We start from the raw sequence: 22083 nt of genomic DNA on the forward strand, positions 1-22083 counted from the left end.
TTAACCTTGAAATACCATCCCATGAAAACGAAGGATATTAAGATTTTACTTGTTGATGATGAGCCTGATATTCTGGAAATTGTAAGCTACAACCTTTCTTCTGAGGGCTATGAAGTCTTTACCGCAAAAAATGGCGTAGAGGCTGTGGCAAAAGCCAAAAAGAAAAACCCGCATTTGATCATCATGGACGTTATGATGCCCGAAATGGACGGTATTGAAGCCTGCGAGGTAATTCGTAACACCCCAGGACTGGAGGATACCATCATCACTTTCCTTACAGCTCGTGGTGAAGACTATTCCCAGGTGGCCGGTTTTGATGCCGGAGCAGATGATTACATTACCAAACCCATAAAACCAAAGGTTTTGGTAAGCAAGGTCAAGGCGCTCCTAAGAAGACTTAAAGAAGAAAAGAAAGAAGTTGAGGAGATTGTTAAGGTAGGCAACATCGTCATCAACCGGGAAGAGTATAAGATCATCAATGATGGGGAAGAAATTGTACTGCCTAGAAAAGAGTTTGAACTCTTATCACTTTTGACCTCCAAACCGAGCAAGGTTTTTAAGAGAGAGGTCATTTTGGATAAGGTCTGGGGCAACGAGGTGGTTGTTGGTGGCCGTACCATAGATGTGCACATCAGAAAGCTACGTGAAAAAATAGGCGATCATCACTTTAAAACCGTTAAGGGAGTAGGGTATAAGTTTGTTCTATAATGGCCATACAATTAAGGAAATCCTATAAGTTTGCCTTACGGTCATCCCTGCTTATCACCATATTTACCACCATCTCAATTATTGCCTTCCAGATTCTTAATGGGCAAATGTTGTGGTTGCACACCTTGGGTTTTGCATTGGTTTGTTTTGTTATCTGTTTTGCTGTGCTCCAGATTAGGGTGGAACGGTTCATATACAGACGTATCAAAAAAATCTATGATGATGTTTCCTTGCTGGAGTCATCAAGTTTTTCTTCCAAACCGGTCACTACGGACATGAAAACCCTCACCGAAGAGATAGAAAAATTTGCAGAAGGGAAAAAAATTGAGATTGACACCCTTAAAATCAGGGAAGAATATCGGAGGGATTTTTTGGGTAATGTATCACACGAGCTTAAAACACCCCTCTTTACCGTGCAAGGTTACATCCTTACCCTGCTGGATGGAGCGATGAAGGACAAGAAGATCAGGGAAAAATACCTTCAAAGGGCCAACAAGGGGGTGGAGCGCTTGATCTACATTGTAAAAGATTTGGATTTAATTACGAAGTTGGAAGTGGGCGAACTCAAATTGGATCGCGAAAACTTTGACGTGATCGAGCTTATCCAAAATGTGTTTGACCTTTTGGAAATGAAAGCGGCCCAAAAGGAAATTACGCTAACCTTTGATATGGAGTATTCCGATCCCATTTATGTGAATGCCGATAGGGAGAAAATGCAGCAAGTCATCAGCAATTTACTGGTCAACTCCATTAAGTACGGCTCTCCCAAAGGTACAACTGAGGTGAGTGTGGAAAATTTAATCAAGAACAAAGTCATTATCAGGGTCACCGATAATGGCGAAGGCATACCAAGACAGCACATTCCTAGACTTTTTGAACGGTTTTACCGAGTAGACCAGAGCGGTAGCCGCAGTGAAGGCGGTTCAGGACTGGGACTTTCCATTGTAAAACACATTATTGAAGCCCACGGTGAAAAAATCTATGTGGAGAGCGAAGAAGGAATCGGGTCGGAATTTTCGTTTACGATGGAGAAAAAGACCGAAAACAAATCTTCATAGTCAACTTCGGATTCAAACTGGGTCAATCCTTCAAATTCATCCATTCGGTTTAAGTCCTCCAAAACAAAATTCTCTTGGATGTTGTATGGGACCAATCCGTGTTTTTCCAATCGTTTAGCCAGATATTCTTGTTCATATTGACCTGGGGTTGGAATAAAAAAGGCCTTTTTTTCCAGTTTGGCTAAATCCATGACAGTGGTATACCCCGATCTACATAAGACTTTGGCACTTTGGTTCAAGGCAGTTTGAAGCTCTCGGGATTGCATAAAATTATACAGCATGATGGAACCTTTTGGGGTTGATAGCTCTTCTTTGGTCTGGGATTCCTCAATCTTTCCCTTTACAAAAAGTATATTTCCCTTAAAACCTAGAAGTTCGGACAACAGTTTTTCTTCTAAAAAAGTTCTTTGAGGCTCTGGACCGGACAATAGCACCATAAGGTCGTATAAGATTGAATCGTTTGTTTTTTCAAAACGGCTCAACGGACCCAAATACTTGATGTTCAACTTGGATTTTTTTAAATGACCCAGTTTCCCGGTTAGGTTGGGCTTATCCTTCACATCGGGTACCCAACAGGCATTGAATTTTTTTATGATCTTTTGATGGGCCTTGGAACTCATCCACGTGGTGTTTCCAGAAAGCACATTAAGTTGGTGGGTGATAAAAACACAGGGCACCTTTTTGTAAAATGCCCCCAAGCGGTTGTCAGAAATGATACCGTCCAGCCCATGCTCCTTGACCAATTGTTTTACGGCCTTCTTTTCCTTGGCCATGGCCTTGAGTACTTTGGGTGAATCCCAGATCATTTTGATTTTAAAATTCTTTCCTTTTTCAGCATAGGTGATTTTGTAGGAAGGCAATTCAAAAGAAGGCAATCCGGGAAATTCTTTCTGTAAAAGGGAGAGGGCAACCCCATCCGAAGCAATAAAAGGCTGATGGCCATGGTCCAACAAAGCCTGTATTATAGGAATGCAACGCGTGGCATGTCCCAACCCCCAATTCAATGGGGCAACTAGAATTCGTTTAGAACTTTGCATGATTGCAAAAAAACAAAATCCATATTGCTTGCGGATTTCCTTAGTTTTGCCAAAACATTAAATTATTGCTCAATCTGTAAGCGGTGGGAAGTAAGAATAAACTAAAACGGTTCAAGGAAAATGAGACTTTTACCAATGTGGTCCAGCCTACACGGGACGAGGTTTTGGAAGGATTTGGTCTAAAAGGTCAATGGCACACCTTTTTTAAGAACAATAATCCCATTGTATTGGAATTGGGCTGTGGAAAAGGGGAATACACGGTTGGTTTGGCCCAACGAAGCCCAAATAAAAATTATATTGGGGTCGATATCAAAGGAGCCCGGTTTTGGCGAGGAGCCAAGTCTGCGCTGGAACAAGAATTGGAGAATGTAGCCTTTCTGCGTACCCAAATTGAGTTGGTAGATCAACTATTTGGGGAAAACGAAGTGGACGAAATCTGGATAACCTTTCCCGACCCCCAGATAAAATACAAACGCACGAAACACCGGCTTACCAACCCCATGTTTCTCAAGAAATACAAACAGATTCTTAAACCCCAAGGGGTTGTTCACCTGAAGACAGATAGTGAATATATGCATGGCTACACTTTGGGGCTTTTGCAAGGGATGGGACATGAAATCTGCTATGCCAATCACGATGTGTACCGAAACGAAGGAAGTCCACCAGAAGTTTTGGAAATACAGACATTTTACGAAAATCAGTATCTTGAAGCAGGAAAACCGATTACCTATATCCAGTTTAGGATCAACTAACCAATGACCCATATCATAATCCTCTTTTTTGCCACGTTTTCGGCAGCCTTCATGGCTACAGTGCCGCCAGGTTTGCTCAATATGAATGCGGCCAAGACCAGTGTGGAAAAAGGAAAATTAAATGGCATTGTGTTTAGTTTGGGCGTTTCCTCAATGATCATGGTACAGGCATATGTTGCCGTGCTCATTTCCAAGTTTTTATATAGAAATCCAGAAGTGATAGACCTTCTGCTGAAAATTGCCTTGGTGGTATTTGCCTTTTTTGCCGTCTTCTTTTTTATTACGGCCAAGAGAAAGAAAGCCAAAAAAATGCAAAAGGTAAAAGTCAGTAAAAAGAACAGTTTTTACAAAGGTGTGTTGTTGGCTGCATTGAATTTGTTGACCATACCCTACTACAGCGGGCTCAATGCCATGTGGAACGAAGCCGGATGGATAAAATTCGAGGCCCAGGACATCACTACATTTGTTGTGGCTGCTGGTGCCGGAACCTTTTCCGTGCTATACCTGTACACCTTCTATTTTGATAAGCTGGAGACCAAGACCAATCGATTTTCAAAGAACTCGAACTACATTTTGAGTGCACTCATGCTCGTACTATTGGTGATAACCTTGATCCGGATTTTTTATAACTGATATGGAAGAGCAGAACTTTTTTGATAGAGTATACGAAGTGGCCCAACAGATTCCGTATGGCAGGGTCACCTCCTATGGGGCTATTGCCAAATATTTGGGTGCCACCCGAAGTGCCCGAATGGTAGGCTGGGCCATGAACAATTCCGCGGCAAAGGATGTGCCTGCGCACCGAGTGGTAAACCGTGTGGGAGTGCTAACGGGAAAACACCATTTTGGTGGGACCAACCTCATGCAACAGCTTTTGGAAAATGAAGGCATCCAGGTCAAGGAAAACCAGATTGTGGATTTTCAAAAATATTTTTGGGACCCTATCAAGGAATTGGGCTAAAAAAAGGCATAAGTAGAGCCAATCCCACCATCTTCATTTTCAATGGGCAAACTTCCAATAATCCATGCCTAAGGCGTATCTTTGTAATTTAGAATCAATACAAACGACTGCAGAAAAAACAAGATTGATGAAGCTGAAAAAAGCAGATATCCTAAAAGCGTTGGAAAAAATATCCGCCCCAGGTGAAGGCCAAAGTATTGTGGAGAGCGGAGGGGTGACCAATGTCCAAGTGTTTGGCGATGAGGTGGAAGTGGACGTGACCATAAAGAACCCAAGTCTTCAGGCCAAAAAGAAGACCGAAGTGGAAATTTTGAAGATCATCCATAGCGAGGTCTATGAAAAGGCCAAGATAAAGGTCAACCTAAAGGTTGATGCCCCGGCCAAGCCCAAGGTGAACCAGATAAAGGGGAACCCTATACCTGGAATCCAGAATATCATTGCCGTTGCTTCAGGAAAAGGTGGCGTTGGGAAATCCACGGTAACGGCAAACTTGGCGGTTACCTTGGCCAAAATGGGCTTTAAGGTAGGGCTTTTGGATACGGATATCTATGGACCATCCATGCCCATTATGTTTGATGTGGCCACAGAGAAGCCCTTGTCTGTCAACGTAAATGGCAAGGCCAAAATGAAGCCCGTTGAAAATTATGGGGTCAAATTGTTGTCTATTGGTTTTTTCACAGAACCCAACCAAGCTGTAATTTGGCGTGGCCCCATGGCGGCTAAAGCATTGAATCAGATGATTTTTGATGCCCATTGGGGGGAGTTGGACTTTTTATTGTTGGATTTGCCTCCAGGCACCGGTGATATCCACTTAAGTATCATGCAATCCATGCCGGTAACGGGAGCGGTTGTAGTGAGTACCCCACAGGAAATTGCCTTGGCCGATGCCCGAAAAGGGGTGGCCATGTTCCATCAAGAAGCCATCAATGTTCCGGTTCTGGGAATTGTGGAAAATATGGCCTATTTCACACCAGCAGAGCTGCCTAACAACAAATACCATATCTTTGGGGAAAATGGGGCCAAAAATTTAGCTGAAGACTTAAAAGTGCCTTTTTTGGGAGAAATTCCCTTGGTACAGAGTATCCGTGAAGCCGGAGACGTGGGAAGACCGGCAGCATTGCAAACGGCAACCCCAACTGAAGAGGCCTTTGAAGAAATTACAAAAAATGTGGTGCAGGAATTGGTTAGAAGAAATACGGACCTCCCTCCCACTGAAGCAATAAAAATTACAACAATGGCTGGTTGTGCCGCCGTTAAAAAGAAATGAGCATGACATCAGAAGAAATCAAAAACAATGTTGAAAAAGCCTTGGATGAAATCCGACCTTTTCTTCAAAGTGATGGAGGTGATATCACATTGATCTCAATAGATAATGATAGTTCCGTAAAGGTACGGTTAGAAGGAAATTGCATTGGTTGCAGCGTCAATCAAATGACCCTCAAGAGCGGTGTGGAGATGACCATCAAGAAGTATGCACCCCAGATAGAAGAGGTCATCAATGTGAGCTAGCTGACAAAAATCATAAATCCTTACCAAAGCAAGTGGTAATTTGCATCCCTCAAAAATTTTTGTTGAATGATTAAGACCGATATACTCATTATTGGAGCAGGACCTACGGGTCTTTTTGCTGTTTTTGAAGCGGGCCTATTGCAACTCAAATGCCATTTGATTGATGCCTTACCCCAGCCAGGGGGCCAATGTTCCGAGATATACCCGAAGAAACCCATTTATGACATTCCTGGGTATCCTGAAGTATTGGCGGGTGAGTTAGTGGACAATCTTATGGAGCAGATTAAGCCCTTTCAGCCCGGATTTACTTTGGGAGAACGGGCCGAAACCATAGAAAAGCAAGAAGATGGCTCTTTTGTGGTCACCACCAATAAAGGAACCCAACATCAAGCCCCTGTAGTTGCCATTGCAGGTGGACTGGGAAGTTTTGAGCCTAGAAAACCTTTGTTGGAAAACCTGTCCAAATATGAGGACAATGGAGTGGCCTATATGATCAAGGAGCCTGAAATTTATCGGAACAAAAAGGTATTGATTGCAGGTGGAGGTGATTCTGCACTGGACTGGTCCATCTTTTTGGCTGATGTAGCGAATGAAATCACTTTGGTGCACCGACGCAACGAGTTTAGAGGTGCTTTGGATTCCGTTGAAAAAGTACAGCAACTCAAAAACGAAGGGAAGATCAATCTGATTACGCCTGCTGAGGTAGCGGCTTTGCATGGAGCAAATCAACTGGAGAAAGTAACGGTCAAGAATACGGATACGGACCAAGATATAGACGTTGAGGTAGATTATTTTATCCCCCTCTTTGGCCTTTCGCCAAAATTGGGTCCCATTGCCAATTGGGGACTCGAAATTGAGAAGAATGCCATTAAGGTGGACAATACTCTGGATTATCAGACCAATGTGCCAGGGATTTATGCCATTGGCGATGTAAATACCTACCCAGGGAAATTAAAACTGATTCTTTGCGGGTTTCACGAAGCCACATTAATGTGCCAAAGTGCCTATCAGCGTATCCACCCTGATAAAAAATATGTAATGAAGTATACAACGGTCGGAGGGGTCACTGGTTTTGATGGAAGCAAAAAAGAAGCCCCCAAAGCCGTGGTCAAAGCAATAGATTAGCTTTCAGGAATTAGGAGCTAGGAATTAGGTATGGCGGTTCAAAGATTTGAAGATTTAATCGTTTGGCAAAAAGCCCAAGAACTTGGTGTGATGATTTATACCGAGTTTCAAAATTGTAATGATTTTGGATTTAGGGACCAAATAAGAAGAGCTTCTGTATCCATTTCCAATAATATTGCTGAAGGGTTCGAAAGAAGTTCAAATTCAGATTTTTCCAAATTTTTGTTTTATTCCCTTGGTTCTAATAGTGAAGTTAGATCAATGCTCTATCTTGCCATAAAATTGAAATTAATTGAGAAGAAAAAGGCAGATTTGCTAATTGATGCGACCAATGAAGTTTCAAAATTATTGTACGGATTGATAAAATCCATGAAACCCAATTCCTAACCCCTAATCACTTTTTCCTTTACGAATGAGCGATATCAAGATTACAATTACTGACAGAGAAGGTGTGGCACACGAAGTGGATGCGCCAACAGATATGAACATGAACCTTATGGAAGTGGTCCGTTCCTATGAGCTGGCCCCTGAAGGCACCATAGGGATTTGCGGAGGAATGGCCATGTGTGCTTCCTGCCAGTGCTATGTGCAATCGGACCATCAGCTTCCTGAAAAGTCCGATGATGAGGATGCCATGTTGTCCGAGGCCTTTTTTGTGAAGGACAACAGTCGCTTGGGTTGCCAAATCCATATTACCGAAGATTTGGACGGCCTTAAAGTAGAGCTCGCCCCTGCTGAAGATTGATTCTGTAGCGGACCCGGATTCCGAAAACGAACAAAACCCTATCTTTAGTCTTTCTTGTATCACAACATGAGAAAGGCATTACTTTTCCATTTTTTTCTTTTCATATCGATTTTGGGCATGGCCCAAGATCAGTATTTGCAGTTAAGGGCCATAGTTACCGATAGTGCCCAAATCTTCACACCGGAACAGCTTAACTCCTTGGCCAGTAAGCTCAACCGTTTTGAATCGGAGACCACCAACCAGTTGGTGATTCTTACCATAAACGAACTGGGCTACGAAACTATAGAAGAATATGCCAATGGCACCTTCAACCAGAATCGGTTGGGACAAGAGGATAAGGACAACGGTATCTTGATCCTGTTCTCCAAAAACGACCGTGAAGTGCGCATTGAGGTGGGATATGGTTTGGAACCTTATATTACGGACGCGGTGGCATCACGAATTATCAGGAACACCATGATTCCTAGATTTAAGGAGGAAGACTATTTTGGAGGACTGGATTTGGCCACGGACCAAATCATAGAATTTTTGCTTGATCCAGAGGCACTTGAAGAATTCAAAAGAAAGATAGAAGAAGATAGTACCATGCCGCTCTGGGCAAAAATTGTGATGATCTTGTTTCTCTCTGTCTTCGTTTTTGCAGGCGGATTTGTTTTCTATAAAGGGTATTCGGCACTTATTGAAATGTTCAGGGGGATTTTTATTGGAAAGCTTGGTTTGGTACCGGGGATTTTCATGATCCCCTTTGGGATGCTTCAAGCTGGTTTTGGATTGGTCTTTATGTTGATGCCCCTGTTTTTCCTTTCCATGTTTCTGGAACTCAATATCAATATTGACCCACTAATGGAAAACCTATCATGGCTGTATTATGTGCTTCCTGGCTTTTTTGTTTTCACCATGCTTTTGGCTTTGTTGAAAATAATGTTCAAAGGGAAAGAAGATTTTAAACTTTCATGGGTTAAGTCGGATAGTAACTACATGAGCAAGACCTTTTCCTCTTCGGGAACCCATTCCTTTGGATCAAGTTCGGGCGGGAGTTCCAGCAGTTTTTCCGGCGGAGGTGGAAGTTCGGGAGGTGGCGGGGCTAGTGGCAGTTGGTAAATCAAATTGAAATCCTGTATTTTCACAACATAAACAAACTACCTCAAAATGAGAGCATTTATCCTAGCTGCAGTTTTTGTTCTAATGGCCTGTACGCCAAAACCAATATCAGAAGTTGAAAAATGGCAGGCCCAAGCAGAAAATATCACCATAATCCGTGACGATTTTGGAGTGCCACACATCTACGGAAAAACAGATGCTGACGCTGTTTTTGGACTTCTTTATGCCCAATGTGAGGATGACTTTAACCGAGTGGAACAGAATTATATCTGGGCTACCGGTCGTTTGGCAGAAGTGGAAGGGGAGGAAGCATTGTATAGCGATCTACGGGCCAAACTATTCATGACCGAGGAAGAGGCCAAGGCCAATTATGAAGATAGTCCCGAATGGTTGAAAGAATTGTGCAACGCTTTTGCAGATGGTGTCAACTACTATCTGCACACCCACCCCGAAGTAAAACCCAAATTGCTGACCCGTTTTGAACCGTGGATGCCCATGTATTTCAGTGAAGGGTCCATTGGTGGGGATATTGAGCGTATTTCCATCCGAAAAATCAAGGCATTTTATGAAAGTGATATGGAAATTCCGGAAATGGAATTGATCAAACAGCAACAAGAAGAGGAAATGGCAGAGCCCCAAGGATCCAACGGTATTGCAATTTCTGGGGAATTGACGCAATCGGGCAACGCCATGCTCTTGATCAATCCCCATACCTCGTTCTATTTTAGGGGAGAGGTACATGTGGTGAGCGAGGACGGACTCAATGCCTACGGCGCGGTAACTTGGGGGCAGTTTTTTGTGTATCAAGGGTTTAATGAAAAGACAGGATGGATGCACACATCAACCTATACTGATGTGATGGATGAATTCAAGGAAACCTTGGTTAAAAATGATGGCAAGCTTTTCTATGCCTACGGAGAGGAGCTACGCCCTGTAGATTCTCTGGAGACAATACTGAAGTACAAAGAGGGGGATACCATAAGGGAGAAGACCTTTCCCATGTACAGGACCCATCACGGGCCCATCACTCACATGGAGGATGGCCAATGGACGGCAAGTGCCATGATGTGGGAACCCGTAAAAGCCTTGGAGCAGTCCTATATTAGAACCAAACAGGAGGGGTATGACGGATTCCGCAAGATGATGGACATCCGTACCAATTCGTCCAACAATACGGTCTATGCCGATGCTGAGGGTAACATAGCTTACTTTCACGGAAACTTTGTTCCTAAACGGGACACCATTTTTGACTTTACCCAACCGGTGGATGGAAGCAATCCCAAAACAGATTGGCAGGGTTTGCACACGGTTGACGAAAATATTTTGGTGTTGAATCCTAAGAATGGTTGGATTCAAAATTGTAATTCTACCCCTTACACATCGGCTTTGGAATACAGTCCTAAACGGGAAAACTATCCTAAGTACATGTCTCGGGATGAAGAAAATTTTAGGGGAGTACATGCCATTGAATTGTTGACCGATAGAAGCGGGTATACCTTGGACAGTTTAATTGAGCTGGCCCATGACCCCTACCTGCCGGCATTTGAGGCCTTGATTCCAGGATTGGTAAAAGCCTATGATGCCCGTCCAAAACCAGAATTAAAAGAACCTATAGAAGTTTTACGCCAGTGGGATTTCACTACATCAAAGGAGTCTGTTGCCATGACCTTGGCGCATTATTATGGCTCTAATTGTTTGTTGTGGGGGTATTCTGGAAAGATGAAAAATTATCCTAGTCAAATGGAATTGCTATCTAATTTTGATGATTGGGCATCTGCTGAAAATAGATTGGAACTTCTTGGGTTCGCTATACAAAAATTGACGGATGACTTTGGGAAATGGCAAATGCCTTGGGGTGAGGTTAATCGATACCAACGCCTAAATGGGGATATCCGCCAGCCGTTTGATGATGCAAAACCTAGCATGCCCATTGGTTTTGCCAGTGGTAGATGGGGGGCTTTGGCGGCCTATGGGGCACGATATGATAACAATACCAAGAAGATTTATGGGACCCGCGGCAACAGTTTTGTGGCCGTGGTAGAGTTTGGTGATCGGGTAAAGGCAAAGACCATGTTGGCAGGAGGGCAGAGCGGAGACCCCAACTCGCCACATTTTAATGATCAAGCGCAGCGATACGCCGATATGGAATTCAAAGATGCCGCTTACTATAAGGAAGATGTGCTAAAAAGGGCTAAACGGACTTACAAGCCTGGGGAATGATCATTCGTCTTCCTTGACGATGATTAAACTGGCCCGAGAACCTGTAGAAAGGTTCCAACGGTTGTTGTGGATAACCTCGCCTTTCTCATCGGCCACCACGACTTGGGCCGTATTGGGTCCGGACGAGCCTTGGTTGAGCGCTTCAAACTCAATACGATTAAATCCCTTGACCAAATCTACATTGATTCCTTTAAAGGAACCAGTTAGCAAAAGATTGAACTCGACCACTTCTCCATTGACATAGATTTTAATACGATCACCATCCACATATTCGTGATCTCGGCACACTATGCCCACAAACTTGGAAGAGGTCTTAAAATCTCCCAAATATTGATCTCCAAAATGTTCTTTGGACCCTTTTTTCTCTTTTTCTCCCACTTTTGGATCAATGACCATATCATGCCCTGCTTGTAAAAGTTCCCTATCTGGAAGCATTTTCACGCTTGGCTTGTCATTTTTGTCCTTAAGGTTTTCGTCAAGAACTGAGGGCATGCGAAGAAGTGTCCCTTGATTGCTAGATTTTATGTCCAAATCGTTTCGTTCACCAATCTTTAATGGACGGGTGGTAGGAAGATCGGATTGCGCTTGCAAAACACTGATTCCCAACACTAGACCTAAGAAAGAAAAAACAAGTCTTTTCATAGCAAAAAGGGTAAAACGGCTATGATAAAGTTAACAAATACCTTGCCATGAGGGTGATAAATTGAAGTTAAATCGTTGAAAAGCGCATTCGGAAAATGGTAATTTTTTTAATTGCCCATATAATCCACCAACTTTTCTGGCCCTTCAAGTAATACCCTTACAATCTGTAGTGTACCGTCTGCCTTGGTATCTATATGCCATTTGATCAATGAAATCTTTCCATTTTCGACCTCTAATCCGGTAATGCTTCTGGGGTGAACACAGCTTCCGTCATTGAAAAATGGAATCTGCCCCGGTTCTGGAAAGCGTGGTCTATGTGTGTGCCCAACAATGGTAATTTGAAGATTGTTTCGAAGAATCCAGCGTTTTATTCGTTTTTCAATTCTTATGAGCTCCTTGTAATTCTTGGCGGGACTAGTTGGGTCTGCAATGCCAACCACCTGAAGGGGTTTCCAGAGTATACGGACCAAAAAACGTCCAATGCGCCAACACACATAGTTCCACCAATCGGCTTGATGTCCGTGTGTACAGAAAAGTTTTTGGCCGGTTTCTGTATGTTTTAAGACTAGGCCTTCGTGGTAAGTGATTCCTTCAAAAAGGGCCTTGTCCGATCCATCAATAGGTTCAAAATAATGAGACAGGTGCTTGTCTACATAATCTTTGTCCCTATATACCATATCATGGTTCCCCCAGATCATGTGCAAACGTTTTTCCAAATGAAACCTACGAAGCAGTTGGTACACATTTTTGTGCGCCTCAAAAATGGAATCGAACCCAATATTTTCCCAAAGCTCGTCGCCGTCACCCAACTCGCAGTAATGGAACCCTTCTCGATAGTAATGATTTAAGGCATGGAAATAAATATTTCTGTTATTGGCAAAATCATCGGCAAAACTATTGTCTCCCCTATGGCAATCACTGAATAAAATAAACTTGGAGTCGTCATCAAAAGGAATGACTTTGGCATTTTTGTAGGCCCGATCTAATCTGGCATTGGAGGACATGCGATAAATTTTACTAAATATCCTTAAAAATGGCGATTAATCCATAAATATTTCCATTATGAAAAGAAGAGTGGGTGTTTTTGTAACTTTGTAAACTAAACTTCGACCAATAGCTGTATGAGGGGAAATTACAATGCTGAAAGTCCAATGGTGCAGTTGGTAAGCTTTAACAAGCTACTTGAGCATTATGACGAACAATTGAACAGCAAGGATAAGCATCTTGCTGAACGGGCAAAGTATATTCTGGACACACAGGCCCCTTACCCAATACTCAGGGAGGGTTTCGACGATTTTAGTTTGTTGGAAAAATATAAGGATGTCATTGGTGTAATATTGGCCGACACCTTTTCTTCCGTGCTTACCCAAAATGAGATAAAGACCGCATCCACTCCATTTGAAAATTTGACTTTCAATTCATCGGAGCGATTTAAAAAAATATTGAAAGATGCCGGAGAGGATTTTGAACTGAAAATCCGAAACATTCCTGATGAGCTTAGCTACATCATGAAATGTACTGTGATCCTTAGCTTTTATTACGGCTTTAAATTGGATTTTAAGCGGCCCTTCTTTTATGATATCCCTGATGCCAACGGGGTAACGCATCACTATCGTATTCTGTACAATGCGGATTTCATGGAAATCATTCCCACGGAGCAGTCCAAGGAACTCACCCAGGAAGATGTGGATGAGCTTTTGGAAAATTTTGAAAACCTGGAGCTTTGGAAGGAAAAAATTCCACCCAATAGCTTTATCACCAAGGGTTTTGTGATTTCCAATATGTTCGATGTCACTGCGGAACATTCCATTTCTGAAATCAAATCAACCCTTATAGGAAAGCACAAGCAAGCAGGGGATGACTTTATGTGGAGCTTTCAGGATACATTTAGGTCGTTGTTCAAGCTCAAGGAAATCAGAGTGGGATTTGCGGGCTATGATTCCAATGCCAATCATTTTTTTAAGATTTACGGCAAGGGAATGGAAAGCTTTATCCTCCATGGTGAGGATTCACAGCCCTGTGATGCTATGCTATGTGACTATTCGCACGGAAAACTGTTTCGGGAGAGTAAGTATTTTGCCATTTCCAATGTAGAGAAATCGTTGGCCAGGTCCAAGAATGGTCAGCCCTACAAAAGTTTGAACGAACAGGGTATAAAGAGCGCTATTTTGGCACCCATTTCAAATGACGGAGAGCTTTTGGGCGTATTGGAACTGGTTTCAAACAAGGTCAATGAGCTCAATAGTGTCAATGCCAATAAATTGGATGATGTAATGCCGTTTATCATATCTGCGGTATTGCGATCTATTGAAGAAGAGGAAAATCTGGTAGATGCCATCATTCAACATGAATGTACCACCGTACACCCTTCGGTATATTGGAAGTTTCAGGAAGAGGCCAAACGTTTTATGGCCGATGAGCTTGCAGGGAATCAACCCTTGTTCAAGGAAATTGTATTTAAGGATGTACACCCCTTGTATGGTCAAATAGATATCAAGGATTCTTCCAGGGAGCGTAACCTTTCCATTCAGCGCGATTTAATGATCCAGCTTTCGGAAATCAATGAGATTTTAGAGGCTGCTATCAAAAAGTATAAACTTCCCATTTATGAAGAATTGATGTATAGGGTGGAGACCTATCTCAATGAGGTCAAAGAAGCCCTCTATACCCATACAGAGCAGGCGGTGTTTGATTTTGTAAAAGAGGAAATAGACCCAGTTTTTAAGCATTTAAGGAAAGAGGATAAAGAAATCAAGGACCTTATTCAACAATACGAGTACAAGATTGATGAAACCACTGAATCGTATTATGACCACCGTCGTAATTATGATGAAAGTGTCATGGAGGCCAACATGCAACTAGCGGCTTTGTTGGATAAGAAACAGGTGGCTGCCCAAGAAATGTTTCCGCATTATTTTGAAAGGTACAAGACTGACGGGGTGGAGCACAACATGTATATTGGAAGCTCCATTGCACGGGATAGGAAATTCAACAATCTGTATTTGAGCAATCTAAGGTTGTGGCAGCTTCAGGTTATGTGCGACATGGAGAATAAATACTATGCCATGAAGCCTCATTTGCCTGTAAAACTGGATGTGGCTTCGTTGATTTTGGTATACAGTACTTCCTTGTCCATACGTTTTAGAATGGATGAAAAGCGCTTTGATGTAGATGGAACCTACAACGCCAGATATGAGGTCATCAAAAAGCGAATTGACAAATCGTATATAAAAGGCACCAACGAAAGGCTGACCCAAAAAGGCAAACTTGCCATTGTATATTCCCAGCGTAAAGAGGAAAGGGAGTACATGCGGTATATTCAGTTTTTAAAGGCCAAAGGTTATTTCACCAACAATATAGAGATTGTAGAGCTTGAAGGACTTCAAGGTGTTACAGGACTTAAGGCTATTAGGGCGGAGATTTTGTACAAGAAAGACAAGGCGTCTGAACGCACCTATACCTACGATGATTTAATGGAAGAACTGAAGACGTGATTAAAAGGTAAGCCTATCCGGGCCAAAAAAGCGAAAAGCAATTCCAAAAGCCAGTACAGAGACAATCATTCCCAACATAAAAATGTTGTAGGTAATCCTGAGGATTTTGTACTTCTTATTCAAAACAAGACCTAGATAGTATAAGTCTTTGGTCAATGAGGAATACACATAATCCTTGTCTTTGACCAGTTCTTGAAGCGCCCATTCATATTCCGCCAAATCCATTTTATGAAAATTGCCAAAGAATAAAAGGTTCACCCTTTTTTGCTCCACATCTTCCTTGGTGAATTTTCCAGTGGTAACATTCGGCCTAGTGGCCAAAACCGATAAGATCATGGAAGCCACGCTGAACAGAATCAGAATAAATGTGGGATATATGAGATAGGTATTGGATGGGTTGTCCAGTTTGGTGAGCAAATTGGCCAAGACCAAGGAAATGATTATGGCGTTCACGGATAGTAAGATATTCGCCTTGGTGTCTGCAATATCGCTCAGCTTTAAATGATTTTTTAAGGTAACGCGGTATAGGGTCTGCACGCTCCTGTCTGGGCTTTCCTGTTTGTATTTGGCTTTGAGCGCTTCCTTTTTGGCAATGTCTTTTTCGGTTTTTTTCTCCTTTACCAACTGTTTCAGGTTACGTTCCTTACCTTCTTCCCAATTCTCTCTGGCATAATCGGTATAAAAAACGTGCTCATTGCGGAACATTTTAATATTAATGTCGCGCCATTCTTTTGGGGAATAATCGGCCACGCCAAGTTCTTTTAGTTCCATCCTCAAAAAATCGGTGGTTTCCCAATAGCTTTTTTTGGCAAAATGGGAAGAATCGGCATCACGGATTATCTGTTCGGATAAGTTCTGGGGTTCATGGTGTCTTTCGGTGGCCATGATTAAACTGCAGACTTTATCTATATCAGTGGTGGGATAGTCATTCTCCTTCAAAAAATCCGTGGCAATCTTGCATCCGGCTTTTTCATGGCTTTCACGACCATGGACATATCCTGTGTCATGGAGCCATGCTGTTAAAAGCAATTTTTCCTCCTCATCCTTGTCAAAACCATAGAAATTGAGCAATTCTTTAGTACTTTTAACTACGCGTTGGGTATGTCGTAGGTTGTGATACAAAAACCTTGGATCAAGCTCATTTTTCAAAAGTTCCGAAGCAAAATGTTCAGCTTTTTCTACTATTTCCGACATAACTAATAGTTTGATCATCCAAAGTACAAAATTTTGGATTCAACCTCATGGATATGAAGAAACATTACGTGCTTGCAAGCTTGCTCATCTTGGCGTACGGATGCGCCACATATGAAGCAAAATATGAAGCCCCAGCTAATTCTGATGTGGCCTCTAACGAGGAAGTGGAGCACACGTTTTATTTGATCGGAGATGCAGGGGAGTCACCACTGGGAGACATGAACCCTACCTTAAAGCGGTTTAAGTCCGTTTTGGATAAAGCCAGCACCAATAGTACAGTACTTTTTTTGGGCGACAATATTTATCCTGCTGGATTTCCTGACAATGACGATGACCCAAAGGGCCACGAGTTGGCAAAGAATCATCTGGACGCGCAATTGGCTACGGTAAAATCTTTTCAAGGTAAGACCCTGTTCATTCCCGGAAATCATGACTGGTATAGTAAGGGTTTAAAAGGTCTGGAACGGGAAGAGGAGTACATCCAAAAAGCATTGGATAGCAAAGATGTTTTCCTGCCAGACAATGGATGTCCCATTGAAAAAGTTGAAATAAGCAATGAGATAATGGTCATTGCCATAGATACGGAATGGTACTTGACCGATTGGGACAAGCATCCCACGATGAACGATAAGTGCGAGATAAAGAGCCGTTCAAGATTTTTGGAGGAACTGGAAAGCCTGATCAAGAAAAATCTCGATAAGACCATTGTTATTGCTCTGCATCACCCCATGTTTACCTACGGTTCCCATGGGGGCCAGTTTTCTGCCAAAGAACATCTAAATCCCTCTGGAGGAAGCTTCCCATTTCCCGTTTTAGGCACAATGGCCAATGTTTTGCGCAGGACCTCGGGCGCATCCATCACAGATTTATCCAACAAAAAATACAATGAACTAAAAAAGAGGATCCTTACACTTTCCCAGTACTCCGAAAAGGTAATATTTGTATCGGGCCATGAGCATACCCTTCAATATATTGAAGAATTTGGAAAACCGCAGATTGTTAGTGGTTCTGGAGCAAAGGAAGGAGCTACGCGCTTACTCAATGGCAGTAAGTTTTCCACTGGGAAGAACGGATATGCCATTCTCAGGGTGTACAAGGATGGCTCAAGTAGTGTAAGCTTTTTTGGTGCGGACGAAAGGTCAGAAGAGTTGTTGTTCCAGACCCAAGTACTGCCTGCAGACCAATCTACAAAAAGTGTATCCATGCCGGCTGATTTTCCCTCTTTTATGGAGGCATCGGTGTATACTGAAGAAGAAATTGACAAAAGTGGCTTTCATAAATTTTTGTGGGGAGAACGCTACCGAAAGTATTACGCAACCAAGGTAAAAGCGCCAACGGTTAGGTTAGATACGCTTTTCGGGGGCTTAAAAGTAGTTCGTAAAGGAGGGGGTAACCAGTCCAATTCCTTACGATTGGAAGATGATCAAGGTAGACAGTATGTTATGCGTGGTCTCCGTAAAAGTGCAGAACGCTATCTACAAGCCATAGCGTTTCAAGAGCAGTACATTATAGGTCAATTTGAAGATACCTTTACCGAGGACTTACTTTTAGATCTATATACTGGGGCACACCCTTATGCACCATTTACCATTGGTAAATTGTCTGATGCTGTTGGGCTTTACCATACCAATCCAAAATTGTACTATGTGCCCAAGCAATCCGTTTTGGGAGGCTTTAATTCAGATTTTGGTGATGGGCTTTACATGATAGAGGAGCATGTTTCCGATGAGCATGATGATCTTGAGAGCTTTGGTAGAACCAAGAAAATTGAAAGCACCTATGATTTAATGAACAAGCTAAGGGAAGATGAAGAATATCGTATAGACCAGAAGGAGTATATAAAGGCTCGATTGTTCGATATTCTCATTGGGGATTGGGACCGACACGTAGATCAGTGGCGATGGGCCGAATTTAAAGAAGGGGGCTACAAAGTTTTTAAACCTATACCGAGGGATAGGGATCAAGCATTTTCCCGATGGGGCGATGGATTGGTCATGGGGTTTGGTTCAAGAGCAGTTCCAGGGCTTCAAATTTTTGAAGGGTTTCAAAAAGAAATAAGAAGTGTAAAGGGCTTTACCTCATCTCCAAGGACTTTTGCACTGGATATGGCTCTTTTATCCGCATCTGATGTGAATCTGTGGATAGAACAGGCCCAATTCATCCAAAAAAATATAGATGAAAAGGTTATTGACAATGCTTTTATGGATTTTCCCGAAGAGGTCAGGGATGAATCCTTGATGAAAATAAAGGACATTTTACTGGCCAGAAAGCGAAACCTTGTGGAAACGGCCAAGGAATACTTTTCCGTACTCAACAGGTATAGTGTGGTTACAGGAACGGATAAAGACGATTATTTTAATGTTACATCCATGCCCAATGGTTTTGTTGAGGTGCGTGCCTATCGAATAAAGGGAGGGGAAAGGAAAGATTTGTTTTTTGAAAAGGTGCATAACCCTACGTTCACAAAGGAAATCTGGATATACGGCTTGGACGACGATGATGTTTTTGATATAAATACGCCGACTTCCAAAATTAGGGTAAGGATTGTTGGAGGTCAGAATAATGATGTCTACAAGATTTCCGAAGACTCCAAAAAAGTACATACTTATGATTTTAAGGCCAAGAAGAATACATACGATGAGGCCTTTGGGGGAAGTGTCCATCAACTGAACGACTACGAGACAAACACGTATGATTTTTTAAAGGTAAAGGCCAGCAATAATCAGATTTTGCCCACTTTAGGATTTAATCCAGATGACGGGTTCCGGATTGGTTTTACCAATACCTATACCTTTAATGGGTTTAAGCAGAACCCTTTTACCCAACAACATATAGTAAACGCGGCCTATTATTTTGCCACAAACGGTTTTGATGTGGGCTATACAGGTGAATTTGCGAACGTTTTCAACAAGGTAAACCTGGAAATGAAAATACGGTTTACCAGCCCTAATTTCACCCTTAACTTTTTTGGTTTTGGCAATGAAACCGAAAATAACGATGATGAAGAACCTTTGGGCTTGGACTACAATAGGGTAAAGCTGCGAACCTTACGATTTAATCCTTCTTTGGTTTGGAGAGGCTACTTGGGGTCCAAAGTTAGTTTGGGCGTTTCATATGAAAGTATCGAGGTAGAGGAGACCGAGGACAGGTTCATCAATGAATTTTATATTGGAAACGGAGAAGAGAGTCATCAGAATTTCTTTGGTGTTGATGGGGAGTACCGTTATTCCAATACAGATAATGAAGCATTTCCGACTATGGGGATGGATTTTTCGCTACAAAGTGGATACAGGACCAATGTGGAAGAATCTGGTAGGTCATTTGGGTTTATTGTCTCCAGTTTGGCCGTGGATCATAAAATATCCTCGGATGGTAGATTGGTGTTGGCCACCAAACTCAAAGGTCATTTTATCATTGGTGATGATTTTGAATTCTACCAAGGTGCCAGCATAGGAGGAAATAATGGTCTTCGTGGATTTCGTTTCCAAAGGTTTACAGGAAAAACGGCATTCTATCAAAACACAGATATTCGATATAGCTTTAGAAGCCAGCGAACCGGGGTGTTGCCCGTAACCCCTGGAATTTATGGAGGGTTCGATTATGGAAGGGTTTGGCTTCCCTCCGAAGAATCAAGCAAATGGCACAATTCGTATGGAGGTGGTTTTTTTGTCAATGGGACCGATATCATCACGGCAAATTTTGGCTTGTTCAATAGTATGGATGGCCTCCGGTTTGCCTTTGGGGTAGGGTTTGGTTTCTGATGAAAAAATCAATTTAACTTAAACCGATATAGTTTTCGCCCTGTTTTTTTGTTTTCCTCATCAGCAAGTAGCAAAGTGCTGTTGTCCAAAAATCCAATGGATTCTATCTGGGTTGAAGAGTTGAGATCAATAATTTTTATGTGGGCTTTGGTAATATTGGAAAGATCAAAATCTGTCATCAAAAATACAAACCCATAGCTTAAAAGGGCAATGGACTTGCCGTCCGGTGAAATATCCGCCCCGGTAACGGAGCAATGGTCCTGGTCCATGCAGAGGGACAGACTCCCTAAAAATTCGGCATTATAGTCCCCTTCTGTGTCTGGAATCCTATAGGCTAAGGTTTCCCCTGTGTAAGGCCGTGTTCGGTTTTTGGTAAAAATGTATAGAAAGCCTTTCCAATGAAAGAAGGCTTCAGCATCATAAAGTAAACCATCTCTTTTAGGGGGAAATTTGTTTTGCTGTGGATAATGGAATCGTATCTTTTTGGCATTGGGCTCTTTTTTGCCAAACTCTGCATGGGATACTTTGTAGATGACCAAATCTTCCCGCATATTGTTGTTGTTGCCAAAGTCCCCAATATAAATATTGCCATCAGAATCTTGGGCCAAATCTTCCCAATCCTTATTTTTTGCATGGTCAATTTTAAAGGTCTCAATAATTTGGGCAGTAGTATCGATTTTATAAATGGAACTTTTGTTGCCACTATCCTGGATAACCCAAATGTTTTCGTTGGAAGCTATTTCCAACCCAGAAACTTCAGAAAGTTTTGATGGAAACTTGCCAAGTGTTTCCAATTGCCCGTAATAGGTTTTTTGGGCGCAGCCCTGTATAAAAAAAAGAACCAATAGGATGGAAATCCTGCTCATTCAGATTCTTTTAAGGGCATATATACCTCAGTTTTCCACAAGAGTTCGTTTCCTCCCATGTTCGGGTTGTTGAAGAAAACCTCAACGGGTTTTTCCTCAACGGGGACATTGTTCTTTTTGGCATACTCCAATAAGCCGTACCATGCCCTATCCGAAGAAACATAATTGCCATTGTACACAGCTTTTAAAGCCCTTTTGGCAAAAATCCGCTTGTAATGGATGTTGGGATGATTGGGGAGCTTTTCAGAACGTATTATGGGATAGCAAAAGTTATAGGAAAGGCGGTCTGCTTCCAGGTTCCAATCCACAACTTCAATAAAGGGAGGGCCATTTACCTGCACCTCATTTTCGACCAAAATTGAACTTAAAAACGAATAATTGGCCATCATGCCAGATGCCTTTTCAGCTTGAGGGGTCTCTAAAGAAACACAGGCACAAAAGGTAGAAAAAAGCTCATCTTCTCCCAATATGGTCACCTTGATGTTATTGAGGTGTTCGTTCAAAAACTCGTTAAAATCCAAAAGTGTCTTTCGGGAACCTTTTTCAAAATCAGTATCAGAAAATGGAATTTTTATTTTGTTCACCAAGGAGTGATCCAAATCCTTGATGTTCACCTTAACTTGGCTTAAAGAATCATGTATAGGGGTAACGTTCCATTCGTATAAAATTACCGAGTCATTTGATATAATGGTTTGTTCAAAACGGTTTAGACTTTCATAATCAACCGGAATGGTAGTATCCATGGTCTTGTTCCATGCCTTTACGGTTTCATAGATCGTCCCGGGAATTGCCTTGGCCTTAAAACTCACCTGATAATCTTGTGGTTTTAGGAACAGGTACCAAAAGAGCAATAGAGATACAAGGGCAAGAATTGTTACACTGATTCTCTTCATAATTGGTGGCAAAGATA

At 42.2% G+C, this 22083-nt stretch carries 20 protein-coding genes; 14 read left to right on the plus strand and 6 right to left on the minus strand.

Annotated features, from left to right (window positions below; all coding sequences use genetic code 11):
• Nucleotides 1–21 precede the first annotated feature (21 nt).
• Together ACP14V_RS01920 and ACP14V_RS01925 are read left to right on the plus strand one after the other, a co-directional pair.
• Nucleotides 22–708, plus strand: a complete 687-nt coding sequence (locus ACP14V_RS01920) for a response regulator transcription factor (RefSeq protein WP_136565378.1) — start codon at nucleotides 22–24, stop codon at nucleotides 706–708.
• Entirely contained in the window at nucleotides 708–1766 is a 1059-nt protein-coding gene (locus ACP14V_RS01925) for a sensor histidine kinase (protein WP_272610873.1), read from the plus strand. The genes ACP14V_RS01920 and ACP14V_RS01925 overlap by 1 nt, the downstream gene beginning before the upstream one ends.
• On the opposite strand, the gene ACP14V_RS01930 is transcribed toward ACP14V_RS01925, so the two are convergent.
• Nucleotides 1688–2803 carry a glycosyltransferase gene (locus ACP14V_RS01930; RefSeq protein ID WP_272610872.1) on the minus strand — a complete coding sequence of 372 codons (1116 nt, stop codon included), beginning with the start codon at nucleotides 2801–2803 and terminating at the stop codon, nucleotides 1688–1690. The genes ACP14V_RS01925 and ACP14V_RS01930 overlap by 79 nt on opposite strands.
• A gap of 83 nt (nucleotides 2804–2886) precedes the next feature.
• Between ACP14V_RS01930 and trmB the strand changes: the two genes are divergently transcribed.
• The 10 genes from trmB (at nucleotide 2887) to ACP14V_RS01980 (ending at nucleotide 11216) form a co-directional block, all read left to right on the plus strand.
• Nucleotides 2887–3555 (plus strand): tRNA (guanosine(46)-N7)-methyltransferase TrmB, encoded by a 669-nt coding sequence (gene trmB / locus ACP14V_RS01935; RefSeq protein WP_272610871.1) that lies wholly within the window; start codon nucleotides 2887–2889, stop codon nucleotides 3553–3555.
• 3 nt (nucleotides 3556–3558) lie between these two features.
• Complete coding sequence (locus tag ACP14V_RS01940; protein WP_136565382.1) at nucleotides 3559–4188, plus strand: LysE family transporter; 630 nt, start codon at nucleotides 3559–3561, stop codon at nucleotides 4186–4188.
• Nucleotide 4189: 1 nt separating this feature from the next.
• Nucleotides 4190–4516, plus strand: coding sequence for an MGMT family protein (locus ACP14V_RS01945; protein WP_272610870.1), 327 nt, complete (start codon nucleotides 4190–4192; stop codon nucleotides 4514–4516).
• 127 nt (nucleotides 4517–4643) lie between these two features.
• Nucleotides 4644–5783, plus strand: coding sequence for an Mrp/NBP35 family ATP-binding protein (locus tag ACP14V_RS01950; RefSeq protein WP_272610869.1), 1140 nt, complete (start codon nucleotides 4644–4646; stop codon nucleotides 5781–5783).
• A 2-nt stretch (nucleotides 5784–5785) separates the two neighbouring features.
• The gene (locus ACP14V_RS01955) at nucleotides 5786–6025 is read left to right on the plus strand and encodes a NifU family protein (RefSeq protein WP_136565385.1); all 240 of its coding nucleotides are present in this window, start codon (nucleotides 5786–5788) and stop codon (nucleotides 6023–6025) included.
• A 66-nt stretch (nucleotides 6026–6091) separates the two neighbouring features.
• Nucleotides 6092–7150, plus strand: coding sequence for an NAD(P)/FAD-dependent oxidoreductase (locus ACP14V_RS01960; RefSeq protein ID WP_272610868.1), 1059 nt, complete (start codon nucleotides 6092–6094; stop codon nucleotides 7148–7150).
• Between the two features lie 30 nt (nucleotides 7151–7180).
• The gene (locus ACP14V_RS01965) at nucleotides 7181–7537 is read left to right on the plus strand and encodes a four helix bundle protein (RefSeq protein WP_272610867.1); all 357 of its coding nucleotides are present in this window, start codon (nucleotides 7181–7183) and stop codon (nucleotides 7535–7537) included.
• Between the two features lie 25 nt (nucleotides 7538–7562).
• The gene (locus ACP14V_RS01970) at nucleotides 7563–7895 is read left to right on the plus strand and encodes a 2Fe-2S iron-sulfur cluster-binding protein (protein ID WP_116216329.1); all 333 of its coding nucleotides are present in this window, start codon (nucleotides 7563–7565) and stop codon (nucleotides 7893–7895) included.
• Nucleotides 7896–8012: 117 nt separating this feature from the next.
• Nucleotides 8013–8996 (plus strand): TPM domain-containing protein, encoded by a 984-nt coding sequence (locus ACP14V_RS01975; protein ID WP_272610866.1) that lies wholly within the window; start codon nucleotides 8013–8015, stop codon nucleotides 8994–8996.
• Between the two features lie 48 nt (nucleotides 8997–9044).
• Complete coding sequence (locus ACP14V_RS01980) at nucleotides 9045–11216, plus strand: acylase (RefSeq protein ID WP_272610865.1); 2172 nt, start codon at nucleotides 9045–9047, stop codon at nucleotides 11214–11216.
• Here the strand turns inward: ACP14V_RS01980 and ACP14V_RS01985 are convergent, their stop codons facing one another.
• Nucleotides 11217–11858, minus strand: coding sequence for a hypothetical protein (locus ACP14V_RS01985; protein ID WP_136565390.1), 642 nt, complete (start codon nucleotides 11856–11858; stop codon nucleotides 11217–11219).
• Between the two features lie 107 nt (nucleotides 11859–11965).
• Nucleotides 11966–12862, minus strand: coding sequence for a metallophosphoesterase family protein (locus tag ACP14V_RS01990; protein ID WP_136565391.1), 897 nt, complete (start codon nucleotides 12860–12862; stop codon nucleotides 11966–11968).
• Between the two features lie 117 nt (nucleotides 12863–12979).
• On the opposite strand from ACP14V_RS01990, the gene ACP14V_RS01995 reads away from it, so the two are divergent.
• Nucleotides 12980–15352, plus strand: coding sequence for a GAF domain-containing protein (locus ACP14V_RS01995; protein WP_272610864.1), 2373 nt, complete (start codon nucleotides 12980–12982; stop codon nucleotides 15350–15352).
• On the opposite strand, the gene ACP14V_RS02000 is transcribed toward ACP14V_RS01995, so the two are convergent.
• Complete coding sequence (locus ACP14V_RS02000; protein WP_136565393.1) at nucleotides 15353–16546, minus strand: Pycsar system effector family protein; 1194 nt, start codon at nucleotides 16544–16546, stop codon at nucleotides 15353–15355.
• Between the two features lie 53 nt (nucleotides 16547–16599).
• On the opposite strand from ACP14V_RS02000, the gene ACP14V_RS02005 reads away from it, so the two are divergent.
• Nucleotides 16600–20307, plus strand: a complete 3708-nt coding sequence (locus ACP14V_RS02005; protein ID WP_272610863.1) for a metallophosphoesterase — start codon at nucleotides 16600–16602, stop codon at nucleotides 20305–20307.
• A gap of 8 nt (nucleotides 20308–20315) precedes the next feature.
• On the opposite strand, the gene ACP14V_RS02010 is transcribed toward ACP14V_RS02005, so the two are convergent.
• Nucleotides 20316–21173, minus strand: a complete 858-nt coding sequence (locus tag ACP14V_RS02010) for a hypothetical protein (protein ID WP_272610862.1) — start codon at nucleotides 21171–21173, stop codon at nucleotides 20316–20318.
• On the minus strand, nucleotides 21170–22066 hold the full coding sequence (locus ACP14V_RS02015; RefSeq protein WP_272610861.1) for a GyrI-like domain-containing protein: 897 nt from the start codon (nucleotides 22064–22066) through the stop codon (nucleotides 21170–21172). The genes ACP14V_RS02010 and ACP14V_RS02015 overlap by 4 nt, the downstream gene beginning before the upstream one ends.
• Nucleotides 22067–22083: the final 17 nt, after the last annotated feature.

Origin of the sequence: Flagellimonas alvinocaridis (assembly GCF_965248585.1) — a bacterium.
GTDB lineage: Bacteria > Bacteroidota > Bacteroidia > Flavobacteriales > Flavobacteriaceae > Flagellimonas > Flagellimonas alvinocaridis.